The 3,087-nt window shown below is 73.4% G+C and carries 1 protein-coding gene; it reads right to left on the bottom strand.

The annotated features are described in order from the left end of the window. Positions 1-3,087: type I polyketide synthase (locus tag K6I33_RS33680; protein WP_238492376.1), on the bottom strand; the 3,087-nt coding region annotated here is incomplete at both ends.

The following is a 3,087-nucleotide window of genomic DNA, read 5'->3' as shown; positions in this document are numbered from 1 at the left end:
GGTGAGCTTCCAGTCCAGGTGCTCGGCAAGCAGTGTCTCGCACCGCGCCATGCTGGCGGCGAACACCGGGGATTCGTCGAGGAGCTGGGCGGCCATGCCGGCCCATTGGGTGCCCTGCCCCGGAAAGACGAACACCGACCGGGGGGTGCCGCCCCCGGCGACCACGCCCGTCACGACATCGCTCGACGGCGCGCCCGAGGCGACGGCCTCCAGTCCTGCCCGTAGCGTGGCACTGTCCTGGGCCAGGACGACGGCCCGGTGCTCGAAGACCGAGCGCGTGACGGCCGTGGAGTAGCCCAGGTCCGGCACGCTTGCCGTGTCCACCCGGTCGATCAGCCGCTGGGCCTGCTCACGCAGTGCGCCGCTGTCGCGCCCGGAGAGTACGACCGGCACCGAGGGCAGCTCCCGCGTGCCGTCGGCCGGGTCGGCTGCAACGGCCGGCGCCTGCTCCAGCACCACATGCGCATTCGTCCCGCTGACGCCGAAGGCTGATACGCCCGCCCGCCGTACCCGGTCCGAATGCGGCCACGGTGTCTGCTTCGTCAGCAGCGACACCGCGCCCGCCGTCCAGTCCACATGCGGTGACGGCTCGTCCACGTGCAGGGTCGTAGGCAGGATGCCGTGCTGCATGGCCAGCACCATCTTGATGACGCCACCCACACCGGCGGCGGCCTGGGTGTGTCCGATGTTGGACTTCAACGAGCCGAGCCACAGCGGCTGTTCGGCCGGACGGTTCTGGCCGTACGTGGCGAGCAGTGCCTGGGCCTCGATGGGGTCGCCGAGGCGCGTGCCGGTGCCGTGGGCCTCCACCGCGTCCACCTCTTCCGCACCCAGTCCGGCGCTCTCCAGCGCCCGTCGGATCACCCGCTGCTGCGAGGGCCCGTTGGGTGCGGTCAGGCCGTTGCTGGCACCGTCCTGGTTGACGGCGGAACCGCGGACGACGGCCAGGACGCGATGGCCGTTGCGGATAGCGTCCGAGAGCCGTTCGACGGCCAGCATGCCGGCGCCCTCGCCCCAGCTCGTACCGTCGGCAGCGGCGGCGAACGCCTTGCAGCGTCCGTCGGCCGCCAGCCCGCGCTGTCGCGAGAACTCCACGAAGAGGCCGGGGGCGGCCATGACGGTGACGCCGCCCGCGAGCGCGAGGTCGCATTCGCCGTTGCGCAGTGCCTGCACCGCGAGGTGGAGGGCGACGAGGGAGGAGGAGCACGCGGTGTCGACCGTCACCGCCGGGCCCTCCAGGCCCAGGACGTAGGAGATACGGCCGGAGACCACGCTGCCGGAGGTGCCGGTGAGCAGATGGCCCTCGTACTCCTGCGGCGCCTCGTGCAGCCGGGCCGCGTACTCCTGGTGGACCATGCCCGCGTACACGCCGGTCTGGCTGCCGCGCAGGGTGTGCGGGTCGATGCCCGCGCGCTCCAGTGCTTCCCAGGAGGTCTCCAGGAGGAGCCGCTGCTGCGGGTCCATGGCCAGGGCCTCGCGGGGCGAGATGCCGAAGAAGGCGGCGTCGAAGTCGCCCGCGTCGTACAGGAACCCGCCCTCTCGGGTGTACGTACGGCCCGGGCGGCCGGGCTCCGGGTCGTACAGCCCTTCCACGTCCCAGCCACGGTCGGACGGCATCGGGCCGATGACGTCCCGCTCCTCCAGCAGCAGCTGCCACAGGTCCTCGGGGGACTGCACACCACCCGGGAAGCGGCAGGCCATGCCGACGACGGCAATCGGCTCGTCGGCGGACAGGGGAGTACGGGCCGGGGCGGTGGCCTCGTCCCGCGAGGACAGGCCGAGGGCGTCGCGCTGGAGGAAGTCCGCCAGGGCGTCGGGGCTCGGGTGGTCGAAGACGACCGTGGCCGGGAGGGTGACCCCGGTGGCGGCGTTGAGGCGGTTGCGCAGCTCCAGCGCGGTCAGCGAGTCGAAGCCTGCGGCCTTGAAGGCACTGCCCGGTGCGATGCTGTCCGTCGAACCGTGGCGCAGGACCGCTGCCGCCTCCGTACGAACCAACTCCACCAGCATTCGGCGCTGTTCGGCAGTCGGCAGCCCGGCGAGGCGTTGGGTCAGTGCGCCGTCGGAGCCGCCCGAAGCGGACTGCGGACGCGTGGCGCCGTCCCGCTCCAGGGCGCGGCGCGCCTCGGGCAGCTCGTCGAAGAGCCGCCCGCCGCGCAGCGCCGCCGTGCGCGGGGCGAACTCCGCCCAGTCCACGTCCGCGACCGTGCGGCAGGCCACGCCCTCGTCCAACGCCCGCTGCAGCGCCCGGACCCCGGTGTGGGGATCCAGGGCGCGGATGCCGCGGCGGTTCAGGCTCACCTCGCCGGTGCCCTCGGCCATGCCGCCACCGCCCCACAGGCCCCAGCTGATGGAGGTCGCCGGCAGTCCGGCGGCCCGGCGGCGTTCGGTGAGCGCGTCGAGGGCGGCGTTGGCGGCGGCGTACGCGGCCTGGCCGCCGTTGCCCCAGGCACCGGTGACGGACGAGAAGAGGACGAAGGCGTCGAGAGGGCGTCCCTCGGTCAGCTCGTGCAGATGGACAGCGGCCGTCGCCTTGGGACGCTGGACCTCCGTCAGGCGGTCGAGAGTGAGGGCGTCGACCGTGCCGTCGTTGAGCACTCCCGCAGTGTGGAAGACAGCGGTCGGCGGGTGCTCGTCGAGTAGCGCGGCCAGCGCGTCGCGGTCCGACACATCGCAGGCCGCCAGCGTCACCCGGGCCCCCAGGCCGGTCAGCTTGTCGGCCAACTCGGTTGCCCCCGGAGCCTGTTCGCCACGCCGGCTGGTCAGGACGAGGTGCTCGGCGCCGTTACGGGCCAGCCAGCGGGCGACATGCCCGCCGATGGCGCCCGTACCGCCCGTGACGAGCACGGTGCCGCGCGGGCGCCACGGCCCGTCCGTCTGTGCACCGGCCGGGCGTCCGGCGCCGGCCCGGGTCACCCGGCGGCCGTAGGTGCCGGAGGGGCGGATGGCGATCTGGTCCTCGGTGCTGGTGCTGGTGCTGATGTCGGTGTGGGTGAGGGTTTGGGTGAGGTGGTTGGTGGTGTGGGGTGTGGTGGTGTGGGGGAGGTCGATGAGTCCGCCCCAGCGGTCGGGGAGTTCGAGGGCGGCGAC

Origin of the sequence: Streptomyces sp. UNOB3_S3, from assembly GCF_020740895.1 — a bacterium.
In the GTDB taxonomy this organism is placed as follows: Bacteria; Actinomycetota; Actinomycetes; order Streptomycetales; family Streptomycetaceae; genus Streptomyces.
The sequence above is the reverse complement of the archived record's forward strand: the minus strand, read 5'-3'. Positions and strand labels throughout refer to the sequence as shown.